Origin of the sequence: Stenotrophomonas sp. AS1 (assembly GCF_048957655.1) — a bacterium.
GTDB classification, from domain to species: Bacteria; Pseudomonadota; Gammaproteobacteria; order Xanthomonadales; family Xanthomonadaceae; genus Stenotrophomonas; species Stenotrophomonas bentonitica_A.
Genome location: NZ_JARVXM010000006.1, coordinates 425,677 through 451,265, shown reverse-complemented (window position 1 = coordinate 451,265; position 25,589 = coordinate 425,677). Strand labels below are relative to the sequence as shown.

Below are 25,589 nucleotides of genomic sequence, written 5' to 3'. Positions count from 1 at the left end.
CCCAAAAAAAAGACCCGACAGAGGGAGGGTTCTGTCGGGTCTGGGATTGCGTGGGGGGAGGGACCCACGCAAATTCGATGTTCTTCGGCTCAGCCGCGGGTCTTGCCCGCGCTGGGCGTGGCGGCCGCGAACGGCTGCCGGGCGAGTTCGCTGAAGGCTTCGGAGGCCTTCAACCCCAGGCCGGCCACTTCCTGGCTGGCGCTGGTCCAACGGGCGAGGTTGTCACGTGCCAGTTGCGCGCCCTTGGGCAGCAGCGACTGCAGCGTGCCGGAATCCTGTGACTGCACGATTTCACCGAAGAATCCGCTGGTGGCGGTGATGTTCTTTTCCAACGTCTTCAACTGCACCCCGAACATGCTTTCGGCATTTTCAAGCGCGAGCCGGTTGGCGCGCGTGGCCGTGGCGGCCAGCTGGCGGGTGTAGTCGCTGAAGGAATCGGTGAACGCGGACGCCATGGTCAGGACGGCTCGAGAACGTTGATGCAATGCAGCATACGCCGAAAATATTGCATTGCAACATTTCGTTGCCAGTTGTGGTCCGGTTTCACCTGAACCGCTTTCCGATCAATGGGTTGCGTGGGTCGGGGGCCGCGATGACTGGCGGGCAGCCGACCAACGGTCGGCTCTACCGCGCTGTGCACCCGCGCGCCGCCAATCAACCGCGGTAGCGGCAGCCGGAGGTGCAGGTTTCGTGCACCGTGACTTCGCTCAGCTCGGGCAGGGCCGGCTTGAGTTCGTTCCAGATCCAGACCGCCAGCCGCTCGCTGGTCGGGTTCTCCAGGCCGGGGATGTCATTGAGGTAGTGGTGGTCCAGGCGGTCATAGATCGGCTGGAAGGCGGCTTTGACGTCGCCGAAATCCATGATCCAGCCGGTCTGCTCACCTGGCTCGCCCTCCACTTTCAGTTCCACCCGAAACGAGTGGCCGTGCAGGCGCGCGCACTTGTGGCCCGGCGGCACATTGGGGAGGTGGTGAGCGGCCTCGAGGGTAAAGACTTTGAAGATTTCCATGGCCGCATTGTAGCGGTGGCCCGGGGGCGCGGCAGCGCCAGGCCGTTAATTGTTGCTAACGAAAACATTTCCATCCGGATGAAGAGATGTTAGTTTCTCTTATATCCGTATGAAGAGATGTTATTGGCCGTGGTTCAGCCAGACATGGACTACTGCGGAACTTGTCGTCCACCACCCCACTGAAGTTCATGCCCAAGCCCACTCTTCTTGTAGCGGCGTTGTCCGTCGCTCTGGCAACGCCTTTGACCGCGTTCGCCGACGCCGCCCCCGATGCCGCCGCCGCCGGCGACAGCAAGACCCTCGCCGCCGTGCGGGTCACCGGGTCCAACATCAAGCGCACCGATACCGAGTCGGCCAACCCGGTGCAGGTGATCGAGCGCCAGCAGTTGGAGGAGACCGGCAAGGCCACCGTCGCCGACCTGCTGCGCTCGATCTCGGCCAACACCGGCAACGCCAACAACGAGACCACCAACAACGGCTGGGCCTCCGGTTCGGCCGGCATCGGCCTGCGCGGCCTGTCGCAGAAGAACACGCTGGTGCTGCTCAACGGCCGTCGCCTGGCCAACTACGGCTTCCCGGCCGGCGGCCTGTCGGACACCTTCGTCAACCTCAACGCGCTGCCGCTGGTGGCCGTGGAACGCATCGAAGTGCTCAAGGACGGCGCCTCGGCGGTGTACGGCTCGGACGCGGTGGCCGGCGTGGTCAACATCATCACCCGGCAGAATTTCCAGGGCGCCGAACTCGGTGGCAGCCTCGGCACCGCCGACCAGGGCGGGTTGGACGAGCAGAACCTGAAGTTCATCGGCGGCATCGGTGATCTGGACACGGATGGCTACAACATCCTGGTCAGCCTGGAAGGCTACAACCGCGAGCGCCTGGACCAGGACCAGCGCGACCTGACCAAGTCGGGCATCTACACCGACAAGCCCGGCGGCCGCTGGAACGGCTGGTCGGCCAAGGGCGCGCGGTATCTGGTCAACGGCACCTCGGTGCCGATGCTCGATGCCAACGGCAACTGCCCGGAGGGCACCACCCTGGTCGCCAGCGCGCCGATCGATGGCCTGGCCGGCAACACCTGCGGCTTCAACCAGGCGCCGTACACCACGCTGATCCCCTCGACCAAGCGTTACCAGGCCTACGTCAACGGCACCTTCCGGGTGAACGACAACGTCGAAGCCTTCGGTGAAGTGCTCTACAGCGACATCAAGGGCGTCTCCTGGTTCGGCAGCAGCCCGTTCTTCACCCTGGAAAGCGGCCGCTTCGCGCTCAACGCCGATACCGGGCTGGCCGAGCCGGTCTCCTCCAATCTGCCGGCGAGCAGCCCGTACAACCCCTACGGCCGCGCCGTGCCAATCGAGTACACCTTCTTCAACCTCGGCGCGACCATCAAGACCAACCGCTCGCAGGCCTACCGCGGCCTGGTCGGGCTGCGCGGCAGTCTGCAGAACTGGGACTGGGAAGTGGGTGCATTCGGTGCGCGCAGCAGTGAGCGCGAGACCGTCTCCGGTGGCTTCGCCAACCGCTATGCGCTGGCCGATGCGCTGGCCACCGGCAGCTACAACCTTCTCAATCCCGCGGCCACCCCGCAGGACGTGCTCAACGCGATCAACATCAGCACGCTGCGCCCGGCCGAGTCGGTGCTGCAGGGCGTGGATGCCAAGATCTCCGGCGCGATCGGCCACACCTGGGCCGGCGAGATCGGCTTTGCCGCCGGTGCCGAGTGGCGCCGCGAGAAACTTGATTCCAACAATCCCTGGCAGATCGATGCGGGCCTGCAGATCCGCCCGGCGATCGCCGAGGTGCACGGTGAGCGCAAGGTGACCGCGGCCTATGCCGAAGTGAACGTGCCGCTGGCCGAGCGCCTGGAGCTGCAGGCCGCTGCGCGCGCCGATCATTACAGCGATTTTGGCGATGCTTTCTCGCCCAAGCTGAGCCTGCGCTGGCAGCCGTGGGACATCCTGCTGGTGCGCGCGGCCGCCTCCAAGGGCTTCCGTGCGCCGTCGCTGTCGGAGAATTCCAACAGCACCAGCATCGCCTACGGCAGCGTGATCGATCCGCGCGATCCGGATGTGCCGGGCTCGCGGCAAAACCCGACCTTCTTCACCGTGGGCAACAACGACCTCAAGCCCGAGCGCACCAAGAGCTTCAACGCCGGCATCGTGCTCTCGCCGTGGTCCAACACCAGCCTGAGCGTGGACTACTACCGCATCGAGCTGGAGAACCTGGTAGGCACCAACAACACCCAGACCCTGGTCACCGACGACGTGCCCGGTGCGGTGCTGCGCGATGAGCGTGGCAAGCTGCTGGCGGTCTACAACCGCTATCAGAATCTGAGCGAGCTGAAGACCTCCGGCTTCGATGTCGAACTGCGCCAGCGCTTCCCCACCGAGCGTGCCGGCAACTTCGGCCTGAGCACTGCCTTCACCCACGTGCGCGACTACAGCCGCCCCACCGTGGTCGGTGGTCCGCTGGTGGATTACGCCGGCAGCAACCTCGGCGCCACCCTGCCCAAGAACAAGGCGACCACCACCTTCGATTGGAGCTATGGCGATTTCCGCACCGCGCTGACCTGGTACTACACCAGCGGCTACGACCAGAAGGCCAGCGCCGCGGCCACCGCCGTGCAGGACCGCGTGGATGCCTACAACCAGTTCGACCTGTACCTGGGTTACACCGGCATCGACAAGCTGACCCTGTACGCGAAGATCCAGAACCTGGCCGATGAGGAACCGCCGTACGACGCCTCGTTCCCGGGCATCCGCGCGCCGTACGACTTCAGTCAGTACGACCTGCGCGGCCGCTACTTCACGGTCGGCTTCGACTACCGCTTCTGAACCTGCGGGCCGGTCGCCTTCGCGCCGGCCCGGCACCTGGCTGCACCGGAGCGTGCGCATCCAACGGGGCCGGCGGAGATGCCGGCCCGCTTCATGGGGAACTGCTGTGTCTTTGCATCGTGTCGTGTCACGTCCCATCACCTGGCTGGTGGGCGCGTTGTGGTTGCTGGCCGCGCCAGCGTTCGCGCAGAGCGCGTATTTCTTCCCGCAGGGCGGCGAGTTCGATCCGTCCATTCCAACCCCGCAGCAGTTCCTCGGCTATGAGATCGGCAGCCGCTACACGCGGCACGACCAGCTGGTGGCGTATTTCAACGAACTGGCCAAACACTCCGACAAGATCAAGGTCGAAGAGATCGGGCGCAGTTACGAGGGCCGCCCGCTGCTGATCGCCACGGTGACCTCGGCACAGAATCTGCAGAACCTGGAGGCGCTGCGCCGCCAGCACGTCACCCTGGCCGATCCGGCGCAGCCGCTGAGTGCGGCCGGCAGCAGCCCGGTGGTGGTGTGGCTGGGCTACAGCGTGCACGGCAATGAAACCTCCAGCGGTGAAGCAGCGATGCTCACCGCCTACTACCTGGTCGCCAGCCGCAGTGCGGAAACCGCGCAATGGCTGCAGCAGGCGGTGGTGCTGTTCGATCCGGCGCAGAACCCGGACGGGCGCGACCGCGCGGCGAGCTGGCACAACGCGTATGCGTCCTCGCCGGCCTCGGCCGATCCGGCCGACAAGGAACATGTCGAACCGTTCCCGCAGGGCCGTACCAATCACTACTTCACCGACCTCAATCGCGACTGGCTGGCGCTGACCCAGCAGGATACGCGGCCGAAGATCGCCTATTTCCACCAGTGGTATCCCAACGTCCAGATCGATTTCCACGAGATGGGCAAGGACAGCACTTACTACTTCGAACCGTCGCCGGCCAGCATGCACAGCCCGCTCATCCCGGCGTCGTCGTATGCGTTCAACAAGACCCTGGCCAAGTACCACGCACAGTCGCTGGATGCGCTGGGCTCGCTGTACTACACCGGGGAGAACTTCGATAATTTCTCGCCGGTCTATGGCTCGACCTACCCGGACTTCCACGGTGCGGTGGGGGTGACCGTGGAGCAGGCCAGCTCGCGCGGCCGCGTGCAGGAATCGGTCAACGGCCTGCTGACCTTCGGCTTCACCATCCGCAACCAGGTGGCCACCGGCCTGGGCACCGTGCGCGGCGCGGTCACCGAGCGCGACGGGCTGCTGAAGCTGCAGAAAGATTTCTTCCAGTCGGCCCTGAAGCAGGCCAACCAGCAGCCGGTGAAGTCGTTCGTGTTCGGCGACGCGGCCGATCCGGGCCTGACCCGGCGCCTGCTGGATCTGCTGCTGCAGCACCAGATCACCGTGCAGGCATTGAGCGCCCCGGTGACGGTGGACGGCCAACGCTTCGAGCCGGGCAGCGCCTACGTGGTCCAGGCCGCGCAGCCGCAGTTCCGCCTCGTCCATTCGATCTTCGCCGACACCCCGCCGATCAAGGGCGATGTGTTCTACGGCAGCACCTCCTATGCGATCGCACCAGCCTACGGCGTCGCATTCGCCGCCAGCCGCAGCCGGATTGCCGGTGGCGAGCGCGTGGCCAGCGTGCCGAACGCGAACGGTGGCGTGGTCGGTGGCCAGGCGGGCTATGCCTACGTGTTTGACTGGCGCGATTACAACGCCAGCCGCGCGCTGTACGCGCTGCAGGCCAAGGGCCTGCTGACCCGCGCGGCCTTCCAGCCGTTCACGGCAGCCACCGCGCAGGGCGAGCAGTCGTTCGGCTACGGCAGCGTGGTGGTGCCGGTGGCGGGCCAGCCGCTGGCCGGTGCAGAACTGCTCGCGGCGGTCGACGCCGCGGCACGCAGCAGTGGCGTGCATATCCAAGCGCTGTCCAGTGGGCAGAGCCGTGGGGGTATCGATCTGGGCAGCGACAGTGTCAAGGCACTGCGCAAGCCGGCGGTCGCGCTGGTGATGGGCGAGGGCGTGAGTGCCACCGAGATCGGCTCGGCCTGGTTCCTGCTTGATCAGCACCTGCAACTGCCGGCCAGCAAGATCGATCCGGCCCAGCTCGGCAAGGTCGCCCTGGATCGCTACACCACGATTGTCCTGGCCGGGGGCACGTACGGTGGCGTCGATGCCACCGCCGTGGCCGCGCTCAAGCGCTGGATCAATGCTGGCGGCACGTTGATCACCTATGGCACCGCCGCGCGTTGGGCGATCGAGCAGAAGCTCAGCGACGAAGTGCTGGGGCCGGAGGAGAAGGAACCGGAGGCGGCACGACGCGCCTTTGGCGATCAGCGCGACATCGCCGCGATCGAACGCGTGAGCGGCAACATCCTCAGCGCCGACGTGGACACCACGCATCCGCTGGGCTTCGGCGTGCCGCGCCGGCAGCTGGCGGTGAACAAGGAAAACGGCCTGAGCTTCCAGCCCAGCCGCAACCCGTTCTCCACGGTGGTACGCATTGACGAAGCGCCCAAGGTCAATGGGTATCTGTCCGAGCGCAACCGCAGCCGCGTCGCTGGTGCGGCCTGGCTGCTGGTCTCGCCGCAGGGGCAGGGCAACGTGGTGCTGTTCGCCGATGACCCGGCGCATCGCAAGTACTGGCACGGCACCGAGCGCCTGCTGTTGAACGCGATCTTCTTCGGCAACCAGCTCAACCCGACCAAGCCGCGCGGCTGACGCCTTCGGCAGCGGTAGTGCCGGCCGCTGGCCGGCTCCCGACCACACCCGGGGTGACACGCCGGCCTCCCCCGCTATGTGTCCGACACAGCCGACCAACGTCGGCTGTGTCGGTTGCTGGACACCATCACACCCCATGTGAAAATTCCGTATTGCGAATCATTCGCAATAAGAATAGGATGGCGCCCGCCGCGATCGCCCGGCTGTTTCCGCGAGAAGCCGCCCGCCTGATCGCTGCGCGTCCACGTTGTCGAACCGTAACCGTCCTTTCTCCAGGGGAACCACCATGAAGATCGTCCCGCTCACCGCGGCCCTGCTGGCACTGGTGCTGGCGCCGGCCGCCCGTGCACAACCGGCCACCAAGGCCACCCCTGTGTCCCCAACCGCGGCCGCCTTCCTGGCGCAGTTCGCCACCGAAGGGACCGACAGCGTCAGCTGGGCCCAGTTCGAGGCCTTCCGCAAGCAGCGTTACACCGACACCGACCGCAACCAGGACGGCCACGTTGACGAACAGGAATACGTCGATGAGTACCTGCAGCGCTTCGATGTGCGCCTGGCCGACGCGCGCGCTGGCCACCTGCGCCAGACCGACACCCGTTTCAAGGCACTGGATCGCGACGGGAACGGGGCGATCAGCCGCGCCGAGTACGATGCCGCCGGCGAACGCACCTGGGCCGGCTACGAGGCCTCGCAGAACGCCACGCAGGAGACGGCCGCGGCGTCTTCGCGCGATCCGCTGAAGATGCCGACCTCGCACACCGCCAACGGCATGCTGGAACTGTACGACCGCAACCAGGATGGCGCGGTGGATCGCGAAGAGTTCGACGCAGTGCGCGCTGCGGGCTTCGCCGCCACCGATGCCGACGGCAACGGTACGCTGTCGCTGGCCGAATACACCGCCGAGTTCAGCGGCCGCCTGGAGCAGCAGCGCCAGCGTGTCCGTGCCGATGCCGCGCGCCAGGCCCGCGTGCGCTTCGCCTCGCTGGACAAGGACACCGATGGCCGCATGACCTTTGCCGAGTACCAGCTCTCGGGCAAGCGCATGTTCGACCGCGCCGACAGCAATGGCGACGGCGTCGTCGATGCACGCGATCCCGAGCCGGTCGCCGGCGCGCATTCGGCCAACGGCAACCGCTAGCGGCCTGGACGTGCCCTGCACGTCGCACGCCTGCACCCACGGATGAACCCGGCGCGCGCCCCCTGCGCGCCCTTGCCCCCCAGCCCCGCTCGATCCACCGATCGCCGCAGCCAGGAACGGCCCGCCGCCACCGCGGCCTCACGCCATTTCTTTCCCCTCCTGCGGAGCTTGATCATGAAGTCGTCCCTCACCCTGCTGGCGCTGGCGGTTGGCGCCAGCCTGTCCGTCACCGTGCATGCTGAAACCGCTGCCGATGCCAGCACGCTCGATACCGTGCGCGTGCAGGCCGAGCGCGCCAAGAAAACCCGTTCGACCAACCAGAACGTCACCGTCCTTACCGCGGCCGATCTCGACAACGAGATGGCCAACACGATGGAAGAAGCGATCCGCTACATCCCCGGTGTCAGCATCGTGGACATGGGCCGATTCGGCGACAACGGCTTCAATATCCGCGGCCTGGAAAGCGACCGCGTCGCGATCACCGTCGATGGTCTGAGCCTGGGCGAATCGGTGGAAACCGCGCGTTCCTACGAGTTCTTTCGCGGTGGCCGCGGCGATGTGGACATCGATACCCTCAAAAGCCTGGCCGTGATCAAGGGCGCCGACTCGATCAGCGCCGGCAGCGGTGCGCTGGGGGGTGCGGTGGTGTTCACCACCAAGGACCCGGCCGACTACCTCACGCGTACCGGCAACGATACCCACCTTGGGTTCAAGGCGGGGTACTCCGGTGCCAATGACGAAACCATGGGCACGCTGACCTTTGCCAACCGTACCGGCATCGTCGAATCGATGCTGGTCTACACCCGCCGCGAAGGCCATGAATCCGAGTCGTGGTATGACACCACCAACGACCGCATCGGGGTCGGTCGCCGCACGCCGGATCCGGTGGACAGCACCCGCGACAATCTGCTGGGCAAGTTCGACCTGCAGCTCGACGAGGCCAACACGCTGGGCTTCCTCTACGAGCGTGGCCGCGCCACCAACGACGTGGACAACCTCTCGCGCGTCTACGCGCCGGGTTACCTGTCGCGCAAAGGTCATGACACCAACGACCGTGACCGCTACGGGGTGAACTACCAGTGGCGCGCTGACAACGCGCTGTTCGATACGCTGGATGCACAGCTGGACCGCCAGGTCACCGACAGCCGTGGCATCACCACCATCGTGGCCGGCAGCGGCTGCCCCGGCGGCACGACGCCATGCCTGCGCAGCGAGAACCGCTCGACCAAGCAGACCCTGGACCGCGCCGCGGCCGACTTCAGCAAGGTCTTCGCCACTGCCGGCGCGCGCCATGACGTGGTCTACGGCCTGGCCTGGCAGCAGCGCGACATCGATTTCACTGCGGTTGATACGCGCTGGAACGCGGCCGGCGCGGTCGCCTCGGTGGAGATCGACCCGCGGCAGGTGCCCAAGACCGACGTGACCGCCTGGAACCTGTACCTGCGCGACAGCGTGCAGCTGCTGGACGAACGGCTGACGCTCAGCGCCGGTGCGCGCTACGACCGTTACGATTACTCACCGCAGGTGGATGCCACCTTCGTGGACCGCACCGGCACCGTGCGCGATGTGAGCTTCGCTTCGCCGAGCTGGCAGCTGGGCGCCGAGTACCGCTTCCTGCCCGATCACGCGCTGTGGGCCCAGGTGGGTCGTGGCTTCCGCGCACCGACCGTGGCGGACATGTATTCGCCGACCAGCGCCACCCAGGTCATCAACGCGCAGAACGGCCAGCCGCTGCTGCTCAACGACACCGTCTCCAACCCGGACCTGGAGGCGGAGAAGAGCCTGAATCTGGAGTTCGGCTACCGCTGGAGCACCGATCGCGCGCAGCTGGGCCTGTCGGTGTTCCGCGACCGCTACGAGAACTTCATCGAGTACACCAACCTGGTCCAGTCGGTACCCGGCGGCTTCCGCACCACCGCCACCGGCCCGGTGCTGTATTCGCGCAACTACACGATGCCGACCAACGCGGGCGAAGTGACGGTGAAGGGCGTGGAGCTGGAAGGGCGCTGGCAGATCAGCGACGCCTGGTCCTCGCGCCTGGCGGCCTCCTACAGCGAAGGCGAGAAGCGCAACGGCGACCCGCTGGAGAGCATCGTGCCGGCCAGTGCGGTACTGGGCGTGCGCTACGCACCGTCGCCGGTGTGGAACCTCACCGCCAGCGTGACCCACGCCGTGGCCAAGAAAGCGAAGGACGCCTACACCACCGACGCCACCGGCAAGGTCATCACGCCCGCCTTCGTCGACAAGGCCGATGGCTACACCGTGCTGGATCTGTACGGCACCTGGAACGTCACCCCGCAGTGGAAGCTCAGCGCCGGTATCTACAACCTGACCAATGAGGAGTACTACCTCTGGCAGCGCGTGCGCAACATCAACAAGGGCACCAACACGCTGTACGGCTACGTCAACGATGAGGGCATCGGCCGCTACAGCGAGCCCGGCCGCAATGCGCGGATCACGGTGGCCTACAGCTTCTGAGTCGGGGCGCCGAGCCACTGCCGGACAGGCGCCAACGACCGGGCCGGTAGTGCCGGCCGCTGGCCGGCTCCCGAGACACACAAAAAAGGGCGACGCAGACGCGTCGCCCTTTTTGCGTTTCAGCGATGCCCGTAGGAATCAGCTGGCGCGACCGCCGCCGCCACCCTGGCTGCGACCGGCACCGCCACGGCGCTGGCCCTGCGGCTGGCCACCGCGCGGTGCACCGCGACCGGCGCCATCACGCTGGCCGCCACCGGCCTTCTTCGGGCCGGCATGGGCGTGGCGCGGGGCCTCGCTGTGCGGACGACGCGCATGCTTGCGCGGCGAACGATCGCCACCCGGCACTTCGGCCTTGCCCGGCGCACTGTTGCCCCAGCGGATCGGGGTCTGCGGCTCGAAGCCCGGCACGTCGCGGATGTCCATGTCCTTGTCGAGCAGGCGCACGATCTGGCGCAGCAGCTTGGCTTCGTCCTGGGCCACCAGCGAAATCGCCTGGCCGGTCGAACCGTTGCGGCCGGTACGGCCGATGCGGTGCACGTAATCCTCGGCCACCATCGGCAGGTCGTAGTTGATGACCTTCGGCAGTTCGTTGATGTCGATACCGCGTGCGGCGATGTCGGTGGCCACCAGCACGGTCACGCGGCCGGCCTTGAAGTCACCCAGGGCACGCAGGCGCTGGCCCTGGCTCTTGTTGCCGTGGATCGCCGCGGTCTTGATGCCGGACTTGTCCAGGAACATCGCCAGCTTGTCGCAGCCATGCTTGGTACGGCCGAACACCAGGGTCTGCTCACGGCTGTCCTGCGCCAGCAGGTGCAGCAGCAGTTCGCGCTTGCGCGCGCCATCGACCGGATGCACGCGGTGGGTGATGGTCTCGGCGACGGTGTTCTTCGGGGTCACCTGGATCTGCGCCGGATCGCGCATGAATTCCAGGGCCAACTGCTTGATGCTCTCTTCGAAGGTGGCCGAGAACAGCAGGGTCTGGCGGTTCTGGCGCGGCAGCTTGGCGAGGATCTTCTTGATCGACGGCAGGAAGCCCATGTCGAGCATGCGGTCGGCTTCGTCCAGGACCAGGATTTCGATGCCGGACAGGTCGACGCTGCGACGCTCGATGTGATCGATCAGGCGGCCCGGGCAGGCGACCAGCAGGTCCACGCCACGGCGCAGCACGTCGAACTGGTTGCCCATGCCGACGCCGCCGTAGATGCAGGCGCTCGGGATACGCAGGTACTTGCTGTAGCCGCGCAGGCTGTCATGCACCTGGGTGGCCAGTTCGCGGGTGGGGGCGAGCACCAGTGCACGCGGCTTGCGCGGGCCATTGACGGCCTGCGGGTTGGTACCCAGGTGCTGCAGCAGCGGCAGGCCGAAGGCGGCGGTCTTGCCGGTACCGGTCTGTGCGCCGGCCAGCAGGTCGCGACCTTCCAGGGCGAGCGGGATGGCCTGCTCCTGGATCGGCGTGGGGGTATCGTAGCCCTGCTCGGTCAACGCGCGCAGCAGGAACGGGGCAAGGCCCAAGGATTCAAAAGACATCGGGTGGAAGCTCCAAAGACAAAGTAACGCCAGGCCGAATGGCCGGACGCGAGGCAGATCAATGTGATCGGCTGACTCGGAGCGTTCCCGTGAACCGCGCTGCGAGAATTGGGTGCAGTCGACGCGGTGCGAAGACTGGAATGCATGACGAATGGCGTCGGAGTGGGGGCGGGCGACGGATCGTTGATCCATATCGCCGGCGATCCCGAAGGGAAACGGACGGCCGCTGCAGACCCAGATAGTCTAACGGATGTTTGAGACCCATACCAAACCCCCCTGTTCAGCTTGGGAGGAGGGCGGAACGATAGAGCCACGCCATGCGTGGCTGCTCCTGCGCGTAGGCAATGCATTACGGTAAGGCGATGCGGCGGTGCAGCTGGTCGGCCCGCCAGCCATTTGATTACACTTGAAACCTATTTTCGCGATCCCGGATACCCACCCATGAAGCTTGGTTCTTTGAAGGAAGGCGGCCGCGACGGCACCCTGATCGTGGTCTCGCGCGACCTGCGCCAGGGCGTGCGCGCCACCGGCATCGCCGCGACCCTGCAGCAGGCCCTGGAAGACTGGAGCCACCTGGCCCCGCGCCTGAATGCCCTGTACGAATCGCTGAACGATGGCGACGCCGACGGCGTGTTCGACATCGACCTGCAGGCGCTGGCTGCGCCGCTGCCGCGTGCCTATGAATTCGTCGATGGCAGCGCCTACCTGCCGCACGTGGCCCGCGTGCGCCGCGCCCGTGGCGCCGAAGTGCCGGAGAGCTTCTACACCGACCCGCTGATGTACCAGGCCACCAGTGCCGGTTTTTACGGCCCGCGCGACGCGGTCAAGGTGATCAGCGAGGAATACGGCATCGATCTGGAAGCCGAGCTGGTGGTGATCACCGACGACGTGCCCATGGCGGTGACGCCGGAGCAGGCCGCCGGCCACATCCAGCTGATCGGCCTGGTCAACGATGTCTCGCTGCGCAACCTGATCCCGGGCGAGCTGGCCAAGGGCTTCGGGTTCCTGCAGTCCAAGCCGCGCTCGGCGCTGTCGCCGGTGTTCGTCACCCCCGATGAGCTGGGTGACGCCTGGCAGGACAGCAAGGTCCACCTGCCGCTGCTCACCCATATCAATGGGGAATGGTTCGGCGCGCCGGAAGCCGGCGTGGACATGCAGTTCAACTTCGCCCAGCTGGTCGCGCACGCCGCCAAGACCCGTCCGCTGGGCGCCGGTGCGATCGTCGGCTCGGGCACCATCGCCAACGAGGACACCAGCAAGGGTGCGTCCTGCTTCGCCGAACAGCGCACCGTGGAAACCCTGCGCGATGGCAAGCCGAGCACGCCGTTCATGTCCTTCGGCGATGTGGTGCGGATCGAGATGTTCGATGCGGCCGGCGAGAGCATCTTCGGTGCGATCGAACAGCGCATCGAGCAGGCGGCCAAGCCCTGAGCAACGGCCGGGAGACCGCCATGGAACCGATCGAGCTGTTCAGTTACTGGCGCTCCAGCGCAGCCTACCGCGTGCGCATCGGGCTGAATCTCAAGGGCCTGCCGCACCGGATCACCCCGGTGCACCTGGTCCGCGAGGGGGGCGAGCAGCACGGCGCGGCCTATGCCGCGCTCAACCCGCAGGAGCTGGTGCCGACCCTGCGCCATGGCGAGCGCGTGCTGCAGCAGTCGATGGCGATCCTGGAGTATCTGGACGAGGTGTTCCCGGCCCCGCCGTTGCTGCCCGCCGATGCGGAGGGCAGGGCACGGGTGCGTGCGCTGGCGCAGCTGGTGGCCTGCGACATCCACCCGCTCAACAACCTGCGGGTGATGCAGTATCTGGAGCGCACGCTGCAGGCCGGCGCCGAGGCACGCACCCAGTGGACGCTGCACTGGATGGCGGAGGGGTTCGCGGCGATGGAAACGCTGTTGGCCCGCGATGCCAGGACGGGCACGTTCTGCCAGGGCGACCAGCCCGGCCTGGCCGATGCCTGCCTGGTGCCGCAGCTGTACAACGCGCACCGGTTCGGGCTGGATCTGGCGCCGTACCCGACGCTGCAGCGGATCGAAGCCGCGTGCCTGGCCCTGCCGGCATTCGATGCAGCCAGGCCCGAGCATCAGATCGACGCAGGATGACGGTGGGCATCGACAGATCGACGCGGGGAGACGGGTAGGCATCGACCGTTGGTCGATGCGCCGTGTCAGATGCCCCCACCAACGGTGGGGAACCGCTAGAACCCGTGCGTGATCGCCGGTGCGGAGGCAGCCGAGTAATCTGCGTACGGATCGTGTTCGCTGCCGCCTTCGGACAGCCGGAATTTCAACGCCAGGCCATCGCGCGAGTCGGCCGCGCGCAGCGCCTCCTCCTGCTCGATGATGCCGTTCTTGGCCATCCGGAACAGGCACTGGTCGAAGCTCTCCATGCCTTCTTCCAGCGAGGCCTCCATCGCCGCCTTGATCTCGTGCACCTGGCCGCGGCGCAGCAGGTCGCGGATCATCGGCGTGTTGATCAGCACTTCGGTGGCCGGCAGGCGGCGCCCGTCCTTGCCCTTGACCAGGCGCTGGGAGACGACCGCACGCAGGTTCAGCGAGAGGTTCATCAGCACGTTGCGGTGCGCGCTCTCGGGGAAGAAGTTGAGGATGCGCTCGATGGTCTGGTCGGCGTTGTTGGAGTGCAGGGTGGCCAGGCACAGGTGCCCGGTTTCAGCGAAGGCGATGGCCGCCTCCATGGTTTCCGCATCCAGGATCTCGCCGATCAGGATCACGTCGGGCGCTTCACGCATCGCGTTCTTCAACGCGTCGTGGAAGGTGTGCGTGTCCAGCCCGACCTCGCGCTGGTTCACGATCGACATCTTGTGTTTGTGCAGGTACTCGATCGGATCCTCGATGGTGAGGATGTGCCCGGTCGTGGTGCTGTTGCGGTGGTCGATCATCGAGGCCAGCGAGGTCGACTTGCCCGAGCCGGTCGAGCCGACCACCAGCACCAGCCCGCGCGGGGTCATGATGACGTCCTTCAGGACCTGGGGCAGGTTGAGTTCTTCGATGCTGGGGATCTTGCTGCGGATCGCGCGGATCACCATGCCGACCTCGCCGCGCTGCTTGAACACGTTGACGCGGAAGCGCCCGGCGTCGGGCAGGGCAATGGCCATGTTGAGCTCGAGCTCGCGCTCGAACTGCGGGGCCTGGCCCTCATCCATCAGCGAGTAGGCGATCTTCTTGACCATCCCGGGCGGCAACCCGGTATTGCCCAGCGGATAGAGTTTCCCCTCGATCTTGATGTATACCGGTGCTCCGGTCGTCAAGAACATGTCCGACGCGTTCTTTTCGGTCATCAGCTTCAGGAAATAGCCGATATCCATGCGAAATGTTTCCCCAACAATCAGCGGCTTGCCATTGCAAGCGCACCGCAGGCTTCCGACAATGGCCGCGCACACAACTCTGGCGACGGCACCCCCAATGAAACCTAGCTTCGCACAAATACGACGGGCCCTGTATGTGACGGTGTGCGCATTCGCGCTCTCTGGTGCCGCACAGGCGCAGGATGGCGCGCTGGAACTGATGCAGGCCCGGCAGGCGGTCGACAAGGCCACCCAGGCCGATGCCGACCAGTACGCCCCGGACCTGATCGCCGTGGCCCGGCAGGGCCTGGAGCAGGCCCAGCGCGCCGCCGGTGACCGCCGCGAGCGCAAGAACGCGCCGATGCTGGCCGTTCGCGCCACGGTCGACGCCGACCTGGCCCGCGCCCGCAGCGAGGAAGCCACCGCTACGGCCCAGCTGCAGCTGCGCCGCAATGAAGTCACCCAGCTGCAGCGCCAGCTCGCCACCGGGGAAGACCGCTGATGATCTCCACCAAGATGCGCATGCCCTGCCTGCTGCTGGCCGCCAGCCTCAGCCTGCCGCTGATGGCCCAGGCCGCCGATGACCCGGCGGTGGCCCAGCTCACCCAGCGCCTGATGGCGATCCAGGCCAACCCGGATGCCGCCCAGCTGGCCGCCTTCGAGCGCCTGCAGGCCCAGCAGGCCGTGGCCGACCTGGCCAAGGCCAAGCGCCGCGATCTGGACCAGGCCCGTTACCTGGCCGAGCGCCGGGTCGAGATCGCCGAGACCAGCGTCCGTGCCGCGTTGGCCCAGCGTGAGGTCGACCAGCTCGAGCGCACCCGCAGCGAGTTGTTGATCGAAGCCAGCCGCCGCGATGCCCAGCGGGCGCGCCAGGAAGCCGAGCGCCTGCGCGTCCAGGCCCAGATCCAGGCCGAGGAAAGCGAGCGCCTGCGCCAGGCGGCCGAGCAGGAAGCGTTGGCCCGCCAGGACGCCGAAACCGCGCTGACCAGCGTGGCCGGCAAGCAGACCGCGCGCCTGAGTGCGGCCCAGCAGAATGCCGCCAAGCTGGTCCGTGAAGAAGCCGAGCTGGTGTCGGGCAGCAAGCTGCCGGGCTCGAAGTTCGAGTCCCGCGGGGAAGTGTTCACCTTCAGCGGCGACGCCTTTGCCGCCGGCAAGGGCAGCCTGTCCGGCGGGGCCAAGGGCCAGGCCAAGGCCCTGGCCGAGTACCTGAACATCGGCAAGAAGGGCCGGGTCCGGATCGAAGCCTATGACGCGGCCGCCGGCGTCGGCCAACAGCGCGCCGAGGCGCTGCGCGATGCACTCGTGGCCGCCGGTGTCAGTGCCAGCCGGCTGCAGGTCAGCGGCAAGAAGGCCGCGGCGACCAAGGCCCGTTCGGCGGAAGTCATCATCGCGCCCTGATGCCGGGCCGGTGTTGCGTCATGACCGCGGGTCATGACGCAACTGGTTGTTTTTGTTTAATTTCCGTTGTTCTGCGCGTTCAGCCTGAACCCTGCCTAGGCGCGGTCGACGATATCGTTTGAAAGGGTTGAACCGGTCCCGAAGCAAGCGTAGGGTCAGTTGTCCGGGTCGCCTTCCGCGGCCTGGACGATTGGAGGGCCGGCAATGCACCAGCGCCACGAACCACAGCAGTCGCAGGTCCAGTACGCACTGGACGCCGCCGCGGGTTCGCAGGTCACGGTTGCCCGGCACTCCGCCCCAAGCAGCGCCCCGTGCCGTCAGGCCGGGGCGTTCTTGTTTCTGCAGAAGCGATAGGAGGTTCATCATGTTTGAAGGTCAGCCCCAGAGCGATATCGACGCACGGCGCAAGCAGGATCCCGAATTCAAGGCGCTCTACGAACGGCACCAGAAGTTGAACAAGAAGTGCATGGATGCCGAGCTGGGTGTGCTCCCGATAGACAGCCTCACCCTGGGACAGATGAAGCGTGAAAAGCTGCTGGCCAAGCAGAAACTGGAACGGATGTACGCCTCCCCCGTGCACTGACCCCTCTTGCCACCCTACGTCGCGGGCGGTTCCGGTCTCCTCGTCGACCGGTGCCGTCCGCGCCGCTCCGGGTCCGTTCCCGCAGCGGCAATCCGGCCGCAGGGCCGATGAACGCGGCAACCTGACTTTCGCCGCCAACCGTCGGATAATCACCGGTCCGGCCGCATTGCGGCGCGAATCGATGTGAACCGATGGCAATCCACTCCTCCGTACTCGAACTCATTGGCCAGACCCCGATCGTCAAGGCCCAGCGCCTGGATACGGGGGTCTGCGAGCTTTACCTGAAGCTCGAGAGTGCCAATCCCGGAGGATCGATCAAGGACCGCATCGGCCTGTCGATGATCGAAGCCGCCGAGAAGCGTGGCGACCTCAAGCCGGGCGCGACCCTGGTCGAGGGCACCGCCGGCAACACCGGCCTGGGCCTGGCGCTGGTCGCCCAGCAGAAGGGCTACAAGCTGATCCTGGTCGTGCCGGACAAGATGAGCCGCGAGAAGATCTTCAACCTCAAGGCGATGGGCGCCGAAGTGCGCCTGACCCGTTCGGACGTGGCCAAGGGCCACCCGGAGTACTACCAGGACATGGCCAAGCGCGTGGCCGAGGAAACCCCCGGCGCGTACTTCATCAACCAGTTCGGCAACCCGGACAACCCGGCCGCGCACGAATTCGGCACCGGCCCGGAAATCCTGGCGCAGATGGACGGCGACCTGGACGCGATCGTGTTCGGCTGTGGCAGCTCGGGCACCATGACCGGCCTGTCGCGCGCCTTCGCCACCCTCTCGCCGAAGACCGAGCTGGTCCTGGCCGATCCGGTCGGCTCGATCCTGGCCGAGTACATCAATGATGGCGTGCTCAACGACAAGTCGGGCAGCTGGCTGGTGGAAGGCATCGGCGAAGACTTCCTGCCCTCGATCGCCGATTTCAGCCGCGTCACGAAGGCCTACGCGATCAGCGATGCCGAGAGCTTCCACACCGCCCGTGAACTGCTGGGCAAGGAAGGCATCCTCGGCGGGTCCTCCACCGGCACCCTGCTGGCCGCGGCGCTGAAGTACTGCAAGGAGCAGACCACCCCGAAGAAGGTCCTGGTGCTGGTCTGCGACACCGGCAACAAGTATCTGTCCAAGATGTACAACGACTACTGGATGCTGGACAACGGCTTCTTGGAGCGCCCGCAGTCGGGCGACCTGCGCGACCTGATCCTGCGCCCGTACGGCCAGCGCGACACTGTCGTGATCGGCCCGAACGACCTGCTGACCACCGCCTACCAGCGCATGAAGCTGTATGACGTGTCGCAGCTGCCGGTGATGGACGGCGACCAGCTGGTCGGCATCGTGGATGAAAGCGACGTGCTGCTGCATGTCTACGGCGATGAAGCCCGTTTCCGCGACCCGGTGGCCACCGCGATGGTCAGCAAGCTGGACCGCCTGGACGTGAAATCCCCGATCGAGGCCCTGCTGCCGGTGTTCGACCGTGGCCAGGTGGCCATCGTGATGGACGGCGCCAATTTCCTTGGCCTGATCACCCGGATCGACCTGCTGAACTACCTGCGTCGCCGCGTACAGTAAGCCGTAGTGTCGCAATGAACCCATGTTTATCCGCGTCAACGGCCGATTAAGCCACCGCTGATAGACTTCCGCTCCTTTTGCGGGGGCCCCCTTGGGGCTCCTCTTGCTGGGAAACAACATGTCCGATCACGCTTCTTCCGGGCACGGCGACCGCTCGCTCGCCCTGGCTACCCTGGCCATCCACGGCGGCCAATCGCCGGACCCGAGCACCGGCGCGGTGATGCCGCCGATCTACGCGACCTCCACCTACGCCCAGTCCAGCCCCGGTGAGCACCAGGGCTTCGAGTACTCGCGTACCCACAATCCCACCCGCTTCGCCTACGAGCGTTGCGTGGCCTCCCTGGAAGGCGGCAGCCGCGGCTACGCGTTCGCCTCGGGCATGGCCGCCAGCTCCACGGTGATGGAACTGCTGGATGCCGGCAGCCACGTGGTGGCGATGGACGACATCTACGGCGGCACCTACCGCCTGTTCGAGCGCGTGCGTAAGCGTACCGCCGGCCTGCAGTTCAGCTTCGTCGATCTGACCGACCTGGCCGCCTTCGAGGCCTCGATCACCCCGCAGACCAGGATGGTCTGGATCGAGACCCCGACCAACCCGATGCTCAAGATCGTGGACATCGCGGCAGTGGCGGCGATCGCAAAGCGCCACAACCTGCTGGTGGTGGTCGACAACACCTTCGCCTCGCCGATGCTGCAGCGCCCGCTGGAGCAGGGCGCCGACCTGGTCCTGCACTCGGCCACCAAGTACCTCAACGGGCACTCGGACATGGTCGGCGGCATGGTCGTGGTCGGTGACAATGCCGAACTGGCCGAACAGATGGCCTTCCTGCAGAACTCCATCGGCGCCGTGCAGGGGCCCTTCGACAGCTTCCTGGCCCTGCGCGGGCTGAAGACGCTGCCGCTGCGCATGAAGGCGCATTGCGCCAACGCGCTGGCCCTGGCGCAGTGGCTGGAAAAACACCCGGCGGTCGAGAAGGTCATCTACCCCGGCCTGACCTCGCACCCGCAGCACGAACTGGCGACGCGCCAGATGAACGGCTACGGCGGCATCGTCTCGCTCGTCCTCAAGGGCGGATTCGATGCAGCCAAGCGTTTCTGCGAGAAGACCGAACTGTTCACTCTGGCCGAATCGCTAGGTGGTGTGGAAAGCCTGGTCAACCATCCTGCGGTGATGACGCATGCCTCGATCCCGGTCGAGCGCCGCGAGAAGCTGGGCATCAGCGACGCGCTGGTGCGGCTGAGCGTGGGAGTGGAGGAACTGGGGGATCTGCAGGTGGATCTGGAGCGGGCCCTGGGTGCCGAGGCCGCTTGAGATGGGCATCCTTTCGGTATTCGGAAAGAACCGCTCGCTTGCCTACGAACTGACTCAGCGTGAAGTGCTGGGCCGGTACCGTGGCGCGAGCTTCGGTCTGCTGTGGTCGTTGATCAGTCCATTCCTGATGTTGCTGGTCTACACGCTGGCCTTCGGCTTCGTGATGAAGGGGCGCTGGCCCGGTTCGAGTGGTTCCACCACGGATTTCGCCCTGATCCTGTTTGCCGGCCTCACCGTGCACGGGTTCTTCGCCGAATGCTTCATCCGCGCACCGCAGCTGATCGTGGGCAATACCGGTTATGTGAAGCGCGTGGTGTTCCCGCTGGACATCCTGGTCTGGAGCATGACGTTCTCGGCGTTGTTCCACCTCGCCATGAACATGGTGGTGCTGCTGATCCTGTATGTGTGCGTGAAGGGCAACATCCATCCCACCGCGCTGCTGCTGCCGGTGGTGCTGGCACCCCTGGTGATCCTGACCGTGGGCGTGGGCTGGGCGGTATCGGCGCTGGGCGTGTACCTGCGCGACATCGGGCAGATCGCCGGCGTCGTCGCCACCGCCATGCTGTTCCTGTCGTCGGCCATCATCCCGGTCGAATCGGTGCCGGAGAGCTACCGCATCGTGTTCGAACTCAATCCGCTGACCTTCATCATCAACCAGGTGCGTGAAGTGGTGATCTGGGGCCGTCTGCCGGATTGGACCGGATTGGCGATCTATACCGTGATTGCCTGCGCGATCGCATTCATCGGGCATCGCATTTTCACCAAGCTGCGCGTGGGGTTCGCCGATGTCCTCTGAAATCACTCCGGCGGAAACCGTCATCGAGGTCCAGGGCGTCGGCAAGGCGTACCACATGTACGAGCGGCCCTCGCATCGCCTGTGGCAGGCGCTGGCCGGCAAGCGCAAGTCGTTCTACAAGGATTTCTGGGCGTTGCGCGGGGTCAGCTTCTCGATCCGTCGTGGCCAGACCGTGGGTATCGTCGGTCGCAACGGCTCGGGCAAATCGACCCTGCTGCAGATGATCGCCGGCACCTTGAACCCCACCGAAGGCCATATCTCGGTCAAGGGGCGCGTAGCTGCCCTGCTGGAACTGGGCAGCGGCTTCAACCCGGAGTTCACCGGGCGCGAGAACGTCCTGCTCAACGCCACCATTCTCGGGTTGCGCCGTGAGCAGATCGAGCAGCGGATGGAAAGCATCCTGGCGTTCGCCGACATCGGCGAGTTCATCGATCAGCCGGTACGCAGTTACTCCAGCGGCATGTCCGTGCGCCTGGCGTTCGCGGTGATTGCCCATGTGGACGCGGACATCCTGATCATCGATGAGGCGCTTGCGGTCGGCGATGCGTTCTTCTCGCAGAAGTGCATGCGTTTCCTGCGCGAGTTCCAGAAACACGGCACCCTGCTGTTCGTGAGCCACGATGCCGCGGCCGTCACCAACCTCTGCGAGAACGCGGTATGGCTGGAGAACGGCAAGATGCGCCTGGCCGGGACCTCGCAGGAGGTGGTCGAGGCCTACATGACCGAACAGCACGTCGTCGGCCGGCGCGAAGCAGCGGCCGAAGACATCGTCGTGGCGGCGAAGAAGAAGCCCCGCCGGCTGTCGACCGATCATGCCGATTTCCGCCAGGACGCCTTCAATGACGCGGGCGTGCAGAATCGCATCGCGTTGTTCGAGTTCGATCCGGAGAATGTGGGCCAGGAGTTCGGTGCTGACGGTGCGCGCATTGTCGATGTGCGCATGACCGATGCCGAAGGCACGCCGCTGTCGATCCTGGAAGGTGGCGAGCTGGTGCGCCTGGAGGTGCGGGTCGCCCTGCGCGAAACCCTGGACAACCTGATCGTCGGCTTCTACGTGAAGGATCGACTGGGCCAGCGCCTGTTCGGCGACAACAGTTACTTCGCCTGCAAGGATGCGCCCGTGTCCGGCGAGGCGGGCGAGACCGTGGTGGGGGCATTCGTCTTCCGGATGCCGATCATGCCGTCCGGTTCCTACATGGTCGATGTTGCCGTGGCCTCAGGCGACCAGCACGACCATACACAGCAGCATTGGATCCACGACGCGCTGGAGTTCCGCGCGCTGGATGAAACCATGCGGTTCGGCCTGATCGGGTTGCCGATGCTGTCCATTGAAGTTTCCAAGGAGTCGCGATGATCGAGTTTACCGGCGAGCGCTTTGTGCCCACTGAGCACGGCGTGATCAGGCAGGAACACCTGCATCGCTATGCGTGGTGCCTGCCGCTGGTGGAAGGCAAGGACGTGCTCGATGTCGCCAGTGGCGAAGGCTATGGCAGCGCCATGCTGGCCTCCAAAGCGCGCTCGGTGCGCGGCGTGGATATTTCCCACGATGCAGTGAACCATGCTGCCGAGCGGTATGCCGCGCTCGGCAACCTGCAGTATCTGCAGGGTTCGGCAGCGGCCATTCCGCTTGCCGATGACAGCGTGGATGTCGTGGTGTCCTTCGAGACCATCGAGCACCTGCTGGAGCAGGATGAAATGATGGCCGAGATCCGGCGCGTGCTGCGCCCGGACGGCATTCTGGTCATGTCCTCGCCGAACAAGGAGGTCTACTCCGACCAGGCCGGCTACCACAACGATTATCACGTCAAGGAGCTCTATCTCAACGAGTTCCGGGCCCTGCTGGAGAAGTACTTCCCGGCAGTGGAACTGTCCGGCCACCGGATGGCGGTCTGCTCCACGATCACGCCCCTGGATGGCGCGCCGGAACAGCAGGTGTTCCAGGCGTTGGCCGATACCGGCGAACGCGTGGAGCAGCGCGTGGCGCGCATGCCGGCGGCGGTCTACTTCGTGGCCATCGCCGCGGCGGACCGTGGGCTGATCCCGGTGCTGCCTGCCTCGGTGCTGTATGCCGAAGGCGAAGATCTTTACAACCACCATCATGAAGTGGCCCGGTGGGCGAAGGCGCAGGATGCGGAAATCGCGTCGTTGCGCGGTCACGTGCAGCGTGAGCAGGCCGAGGTCGCGTCGTTGCGCGGTCACGTGCAGCGCGAGCAGGCCGAGGTCGGGTCGTTGCACGGGCACCTGTCACAGCAGCAGAACGCGCTGGAGAAGCTCGCAGACGAATTCGAGCGGCAGCGACAGACGGTCGAGAGCCTCGCAGGGGAGCTCGAGCATCAGCGCCAATTGATGAACTCACGGGGGATTGAGCTTCAGCAACAGCAGCATCATGCTGAAGTCCTCGAGCGCAACCTGGCGCACGCGCAGAATGTGCTGAGCGCCGAGCGCGATCACGCCCGCCGGCTTGAAAGCGCCATCGCGGCGCTGTGGGAAGCGAAGATCCAGCTGGAAGTCGAACTGTCCACTCTCCTGGGCAGCGCACGGGATGACCTCCACAGGCATCACCTTGATATCGGCCAGTTGATGGCCTCGGCGGGGGGAGTACCCACTGAATCGCCCGCCGCGGACGTGACCGCTGATCGTCGGCGCGAACAGGAACTGGCCGACGTCGTGCAGCGCTATCGTGGTGAGTTGTCGTCGCTGCAGGCGTTCACCAGCACGTTGTTGCAGTCGAAATCGTGGAAGGTCACGCGGCCGCTGCGGTTCCTGTCCCGTGTCGTGCGGGGTGACAGCGATGCGGTGTTGAATTCACTGCGTGCCACTGGCCTGGCACGGCATCGCCTGCTCGCGCCCCTGGTGCCGACGATAAAGCGGTTCTTGATGCGTCGCCGGGACGCTGTCGTGGTTCCGGTAGAGGGCCTCAAGCTGGATCAGATTCTCCAGAATCCCGACCAGGCGCTGCAGGACCTGCGTTTCGAGCCGGTCGAGGCGCCGGTGGTCAGCATCGTCATCCCCACCTACGGCAATTACGAACAGAGCCTGGCGTGCGTCGCATCGATCGCCCGCGCCGGTGCGGAGGTGTCGTTCGAGGTACTGGTCCTGGAGGATGCTTCCGGCGATCAGGACATCAAGAAGCTCGCCCGGATTCCGGGCCTGCGGTTCCACGACAACCCGACGAACCTCGGCTTCCTGCTGTCATGCAATCAGTCCTTGACCCTGGCCAAGGGCGAGTTCATCTACCTTCTCAACAACGACACCGAAGTGACACCCGGCTGGCTGGACGCGCTGGTGCAGGTCTTCCGGACACACCCGGACGCCGGCATGGTCGGCTCCAAACTCGTCTATCCGGACGGGCGGCTGCAGGAGGCCGGTGGCATTGTCTGGGCCGACGGCAGCGCCTGGAATTTCGGCCGTCTGGATGTTCCCGGCAGAGCGATCTATTCCTACCTGAAGGAAGTGGACTACGTCTCGGGTGCATCGATCATGCTGCCGGCGACCTTGTTCCGGACGCTCGGTGGCTTCGATGAGCGCTACGTACCGGCCTACTATGAAGATACCGACCTTGCCTTCCGGATCCGCGAACAGGGGTTGAAGGTCTATCTCCAGCCGGCATCGGTGGTCGTGCATTACGAAGGTCTGTCCAGCGGCACCGATGAAACGACTGGCGTGAAGGCGTTCCAGGCGGTCAACCGCGAGAAGTTCCTGGCACGCTGGGGAAACACGCTGCGCGACGAACAGTTCCCGAATGCCCAGGATGTGTTCCTGGCGCGCGACCGCTCCCGCAACCGCCGACACGTGCTGGTCGTGGACCATTACGTGCCGCAGCCGGACCGCGATGCGGGGTCACGGGCCACCTGGCAGGTGATCCAGACCCTCGTCCGCCAAGGCTGCCAGGTGTCGTTCTGGCCCGCCAATGCGTACGAAGACCCGATCTATACCCCGCCGCTGCAGCAGCTCGGCGTCGAGGTGCTGTGTGGCTCGGAGTATGTCGGACGCTTCGACGCATGGCTGACCGAGCACGGAAGCTACCTTGATGCGGTGGTGCTGAACCGGCCGCATATCTCGGCCGAACTGGTGGGCAGCGTACGCCGGCACAGCCGCGCGAAGGTCGTCTACTACGGGCACGATATCCATCACCTGCGCATGCAGCAGCAGCTGGCGCTGCATCCGGATCGTGAACTGGAGGAAGAGACTCGTCGCTTCCGCGACTTTGAACACGGTCTGTGGAAGCAGGCAGATGTGGTGCTGTATCCATCCACTGACGAAACGGCCCATGTCCGCAGTTGGCTGGCCGAGCATGAGCCGGGTGTCGACATCCGTGCGGAAACCATTCCGCTGTACGCGTATGACCCCGTGCCCGAGGCTGATATGGCCGGGCCGGAGGGCCGCGAGGGCATCCTCTTCGTTGCCGGTTTCGCTCACGCGCCCAACGTCGATGCTGCGTTGTGGTTCGTTCGCGAGGTCCTTCCGCTGGTCCGCCGTGAGGTCCCCGGCGTCCGGTTGAGCCTGGTCGGCTCCAATCCACGGCCGGAGGTCCTGGCGATGGCTTCGGAGCATATCGAGGTTACCGGTTACGTCAGCGATCAGGTCCTGACCCAGCGATACCAGCACGCACGCGTCGCGGTGGCCCCGCTGCGTTTCGGCGGTGGCGTGAAGGGGAAAGTGCTGGAAAGCCTGCAGCATGGTCTCCCCTGTGTCACCACCTCGATCGGCATGCAGGGCCTCGGCGCTGCGTCTTCTTTCATGCCGGTGGGTAATGCGGCGGAGGAAATGGCCGCCCATATTGTCACGCTGCTGCGTGATGACGAGGCTTGGCGGCAGGTCTCTGATGCGGAACGGATGTTCATCCGGAGTTTCTACTCGCACGACGCTCTTTGGCGTGTACTGTCTGCGGCCATCGAGCCGCGCTTGTAACCAACCTGGTCGCATTGGCTGGCCGGGGTACGCGATGTCGCGCTGT

The 25,589-nt window shown here is 65.8% G+C and carries 18 protein-coding genes; 14 read left to right on the top strand and 4 right to left on the bottom strand.

Annotated elements, in window-relative coordinates:
- Nucleotides 1-89 precede the first annotated feature (89 nt).
- Together PV764_RS10965 and queD are read right to left on the bottom strand one after the other, a co-directional pair.
- Entirely contained in the window at nucleotides 90-455 is a 366-nt protein-coding gene (locus tag PV764_RS10965; RefSeq protein WP_346472206.1) for a phasin family protein, read from the bottom strand.
- Between the two features lie 199 nt (nucleotides 456-654).
- Nucleotides 655-1,008, bottom strand: coding sequence for a 6-carboxytetrahydropterin synthase QueD (gene queD / locus PV764_RS10960; protein ID WP_046273820.1), 354 nt, complete (start codon nucleotides 1,006-1,008; stop codon nucleotides 655-657).
- A gap of 188 nt (nucleotides 1,009-1,196) precedes the next feature.
- On the opposite strand from queD, the gene PV764_RS10955 reads away from it, so the two are divergent.
- From PV764_RS10955 to PV764_RS10940, 4 genes are all read left to right on the top strand, one after another.
- A complete protein-coding gene (locus PV764_RS10955; protein ID WP_421116664.1) occupies nucleotides 1,197-3,842 on the top strand; it encodes a TonB-dependent receptor in 2,646 nt (881 codons plus the stop codon).
- 106 nt (nucleotides 3,843-3,948) lie between these two features.
- A complete protein-coding gene (locus PV764_RS10950; RefSeq protein ID WP_421116596.1) occupies nucleotides 3,949-6,531 on the top strand; it encodes a M14 family zinc carboxypeptidase in 2,583 nt (860 codons plus the stop codon).
- 286 nt (nucleotides 6,532-6,817) lie between these two features.
- The gene (locus PV764_RS10945) at nucleotides 6,818-7,669 is read left to right on the top strand and encodes an EF-hand domain-containing protein (protein WP_421116595.1); all 852 of its coding nucleotides are present in this window, start codon (nucleotides 6,818-6,820) and stop codon (nucleotides 7,667-7,669) included.
- Between the two features lie 174 nt (nucleotides 7,670-7,843).
- The gene (locus PV764_RS10940) at nucleotides 7,844-10,147 is read left to right on the top strand and encodes a TonB-dependent hemoglobin/transferrin/lactoferrin family receptor (RefSeq protein WP_284128424.1); all 2,304 of its coding nucleotides are present in this window, start codon (nucleotides 7,844-7,846) and stop codon (nucleotides 10,145-10,147) included.
- Nucleotides 10,148-10,285: 138 nt separating this feature from the next.
- Here the strand turns inward: PV764_RS10940 and PV764_RS10935 are convergent, their stop codons facing one another.
- Nucleotides 10,286-11,674 carry a DEAD/DEAH box helicase gene (locus tag PV764_RS10935; RefSeq protein ID WP_070426556.1) on the bottom strand — a complete coding sequence of 463 codons (1,389 nt, stop codon included), beginning with the start codon at nucleotides 11,672-11,674 and terminating at the stop codon, nucleotides 10,286-10,288.
- A 441-nt stretch (nucleotides 11,675-12,115) separates the two neighbouring features.
- Here PV764_RS10935 and PV764_RS10930 point away from each other — a divergent pair, with 441 nt between their 5' ends.
- Nucleotides 12,116-13,105 (top strand): fumarylacetoacetate hydrolase family protein, encoded by a 990-nt coding sequence (locus PV764_RS10930; protein WP_421116594.1) that lies wholly within the window; start codon nucleotides 12,116-12,118, stop codon nucleotides 13,103-13,105.
- Nucleotides 13,106-13,125: 20 nt separating this feature from the next.
- Nucleotides 13,126-13,779 carry a maleylacetoacetate isomerase gene (gene maiA / locus PV764_RS10925; RefSeq protein ID WP_421116593.1) on the top strand — a complete coding sequence of 218 codons (654 nt, stop codon included), beginning with the start codon at nucleotides 13,126-13,128 and terminating at the stop codon, nucleotides 13,777-13,779.
- A 95-nt stretch (nucleotides 13,780-13,874) separates the two neighbouring features.
- Here maiA and PV764_RS10920 read toward each other — a convergent pair whose 3' ends face one another.
- Complete coding sequence (locus PV764_RS10920; protein ID WP_046273783.1) at nucleotides 13,875-15,002, bottom strand: PilT/PilU family type 4a pilus ATPase; 1,128 nt, start codon at nucleotides 15,000-15,002, stop codon at nucleotides 13,875-13,877.
- Nucleotides 15,003-15,099: 97 nt separating this feature from the next.
- On the opposite strand from PV764_RS10920, the gene PV764_RS10915 reads away from it, so the two are divergent.
- From PV764_RS10915 to PV764_RS10880, 8 genes are all read left to right on the top strand, one after another.
- Nucleotides 15,100-15,483 (top strand): DUF4398 domain-containing protein, encoded by a 384-nt coding sequence (locus PV764_RS10915; RefSeq protein WP_037553012.1) that lies wholly within the window; start codon nucleotides 15,100-15,102, stop codon nucleotides 15,481-15,483.
- A gap of 14 nt (nucleotides 15,484-15,497) precedes the next feature.
- Complete coding sequence (locus PV764_RS10910; RefSeq protein WP_421116663.1) at nucleotides 15,498-16,379, top strand: hypothetical protein; 882 nt, start codon at nucleotides 15,498-15,500, stop codon at nucleotides 16,377-16,379.
- A gap of 364 nt (nucleotides 16,380-16,743) precedes the next feature.
- Nucleotides 16,744-16,962 carry a YdcH family protein gene (locus PV764_RS10905; protein WP_019182593.1) on the top strand — a complete coding sequence of 73 codons (219 nt, stop codon included), beginning with the start codon at nucleotides 16,744-16,746 and terminating at the stop codon, nucleotides 16,960-16,962.
- A 191-nt stretch (nucleotides 16,963-17,153) separates the two neighbouring features.
- Nucleotides 17,154-18,524 (top strand): pyridoxal-phosphate dependent enzyme, encoded by a 1,371-nt coding sequence (locus PV764_RS10900; protein WP_019182592.1) that lies wholly within the window; start codon nucleotides 17,154-17,156, stop codon nucleotides 18,522-18,524.
- 118 nt (nucleotides 18,525-18,642) lie between these two features.
- Nucleotides 18,643-19,836 (top strand): cystathionine gamma-synthase, encoded by a 1,194-nt coding sequence (locus PV764_RS10895; RefSeq protein ID WP_421116592.1) that lies wholly within the window; start codon nucleotides 18,643-18,645, stop codon nucleotides 19,834-19,836.
- A 1-nt stretch (nucleotide 19,837) separates the two neighbouring features.
- Nucleotides 19,838-20,632: an ABC transporter permease gene (locus PV764_RS10890; RefSeq protein WP_046273785.1), complete on the top strand. Its 795-nt coding sequence runs from the start codon at nucleotides 19,838-19,840 to the stop codon at nucleotides 20,630-20,632.
- Nucleotides 20,622-21,986: an ABC transporter ATP-binding protein gene (locus PV764_RS10885; protein WP_046273786.1), complete on the top strand. Its 1,365-nt coding sequence runs from the start codon at nucleotides 20,622-20,624 to the stop codon at nucleotides 21,984-21,986. The genes PV764_RS10890 and PV764_RS10885 overlap by 11 nt, the downstream gene beginning before the upstream one ends.
- On the top strand, nucleotides 21,983-25,543 hold the full coding sequence (locus tag PV764_RS10880; RefSeq protein ID WP_421116591.1) for a glycosyltransferase: 3,561 nt from the start codon (nucleotides 21,983-21,985) through the stop codon (nucleotides 25,541-25,543). Before PV764_RS10885 ends, PV764_RS10880 begins: the two co-directional genes overlap by 4 nt.
- Nucleotides 25,544-25,589: the final 46 nt, after the last annotated feature.

What these genes read in the sequence shown, in the direction of transcription:
- PV764_RS10965 (WP_346472206.1), bottom strand. Translation starts at nt 455, where the DNA reads ATGGCGTCCGCGTTCACCGATTCCTTCAGCGACTACACCCGCCAGCTG.
- queD (WP_046273820.1), bottom strand. Translation starts at nt 1,008, where the DNA reads ATGGAAATCTTCAAAGTCTTTACCCTCGAGGCCGCTCACCACCTCCCC.
- PV764_RS10955 (WP_421116664.1), top strand. Translation starts at nt 1,197, where the DNA reads ATGCCCAAGCCCACTCTTCTTGTAGCGGCGTTGTCCGTCGCTCTGGCA.
- PV764_RS10945 (WP_421116595.1), top strand. Translation starts at nt 6,818, where the DNA reads ATGAAGATCGTCCCGCTCACCGCGGCCCTGCTGGCACTGGTGCTGGCG.
- PV764_RS10940 (WP_284128424.1), top strand. Translation starts at nt 7,844, where the DNA reads ATGAAGTCGTCCCTCACCCTGCTGGCGCTGGCGGTTGGCGCCAGCCTG.
- PV764_RS10935 (WP_070426556.1), bottom strand. Translation starts at nt 11,674, where the DNA reads ATGTCTTTTGAATCCTTGGGCCTTGCCCCGTTCCTGCTGCGCGCGTTG.
- PV764_RS10930 (WP_421116594.1), top strand. Translation starts at nt 12,116, where the DNA reads ATGAAGCTTGGTTCTTTGAAGGAAGGCGGCCGCGACGGCACCCTGATC.
- maiA (WP_421116593.1), top strand. Translation starts at nt 13,126, where the DNA reads ATGGAACCGATCGAGCTGTTCAGTTACTGGCGCTCCAGCGCAGCCTAC.
- PV764_RS10920 (WP_046273783.1), bottom strand. Translation starts at nt 15,002, where the DNA reads ATGGATATCGGCTATTTCCTGAAGCTGATGACCGAAAAGAACGCGTCG.
- PV764_RS10915 (WP_037553012.1), top strand. Translation starts at nt 15,100, where the DNA reads ATGAAACCTAGCTTCGCACAAATACGACGGGCCCTGTATGTGACGGTG.
- PV764_RS10910 (WP_421116663.1), top strand. Translation starts at nt 15,498, where the DNA reads ATGCGCATGCCCTGCCTGCTGCTGGCCGCCAGCCTCAGCCTGCCGCTG.
- PV764_RS10905 (WP_019182593.1), top strand. Translation starts at nt 16,744, where the DNA reads ATGTTTGAAGGTCAGCCCCAGAGCGATATCGACGCACGGCGCAAGCAG.
- PV764_RS10900 (WP_019182592.1), top strand. Translation starts at nt 17,154, where the DNA reads ATGGCAATCCACTCCTCCGTACTCGAACTCATTGGCCAGACCCCGATC.
- PV764_RS10895 (WP_421116592.1), top strand. Translation starts at nt 18,643, where the DNA reads ATGTCCGATCACGCTTCTTCCGGGCACGGCGACCGCTCGCTCGCCCTG.
- PV764_RS10890 (WP_046273785.1), top strand. Translation starts at nt 19,838, where the DNA reads ATGGGCATCCTTTCGGTATTCGGAAAGAACCGCTCGCTTGCCTACGAA.
- PV764_RS10885 (WP_046273786.1), top strand. Translation starts at nt 20,622, where the DNA reads ATGTCCTCTGAAATCACTCCGGCGGAAACCGTCATCGAGGTCCAGGGC.
- PV764_RS10880 (WP_421116591.1), top strand. Translation starts at nt 21,983, where the DNA reads ATGATCGAGTTTACCGGCGAGCGCTTTGTGCCCACTGAGCACGGCGTG.